The 743-nt window shown below is 45.4% G+C and carries 1 protein-coding gene and 1 pseudogene; both read left to right on the top strand.

From position 1 onward, the window contains the following. Positions 1–167 (top strand): annotated as a pseudogene (gene sucC / locus A3763_RS27165) (succinate--CoA ligase subunit beta); the annotation flags it as partial. Further along, positions 167–743, top strand: a 577-nt coding sequence (locus A3763_RS21260; RefSeq protein ID WP_068760477.1) for a succinate--CoA ligase subunit alpha, incomplete at its 3' end; no start/stop codon positions are given. The pseudogene sucC and the gene A3763_RS21260, both read left to right, overlap by 1 nt.

Consider the following 743-nt stretch of genomic DNA (forward strand, 5'->3'; position numbering starts at 1 on the left):
GTGCAGTTAAAGAAGTAGGTGTTGAAGTACCAGTTGTCGTACGACTTGAAGGTACAAATGCTGAAGCGGGCAGAGAAGTGCTTGCTAGCTCTGATTTGGATATTATCGCGGCAGAATCATTGACAGATGCTGCAGAAAAAGTTGTCGCTGCAGCGGAGGGTAAATAATGTCAGTTTTAATTAATAAAGATACAAAAGTTATCTGTCAGGGTTTTACTGGTGGGCAAGGTACTTTCCACTCAGAGCAAGCTATTGCATATGGCACGCAAATGGTTGGTGGTGTAAGTCCGGGTAAGGGTGGTCAGACTCATCTTGGTCTTCCAGTATTCAACACTGTTAGCGAAGCGGTTGAAGCTACGGGTGCGACGGCTACGGTTATCTATGTTCCAGCACCTTTCTGTAAAGATGCGATTTTAGAGGCGATTGATGCAGGTATCGAGCTGATCGTTACCATTACTGAAGGCATTCCTACTTTGGATATGGTTGATGTGAAGGTTAAGCTTGATCAAGCTGGCGTTCGTATGATTGGACCAAACTGTCCTGGTGTTATCACCCCAGGAGAGACTAAGATCGGTATCATGCCTGGTCACATTCACCTACCAGGAAAGGTTGGTATTGTTTCTCGCTCAGGTACTTTGACTTATGAAGCGGTTAAGCAAACAACTGATGCAGGCTTCGGTCAGTCAAGTTGCGTAGGTATTGGTGGTGACCCAGTACCAGGTACTAGCTTTATTGATGTTTTGG

Source organism: Oleiphilus sp. HI0128, assembly GCF_001635365.1.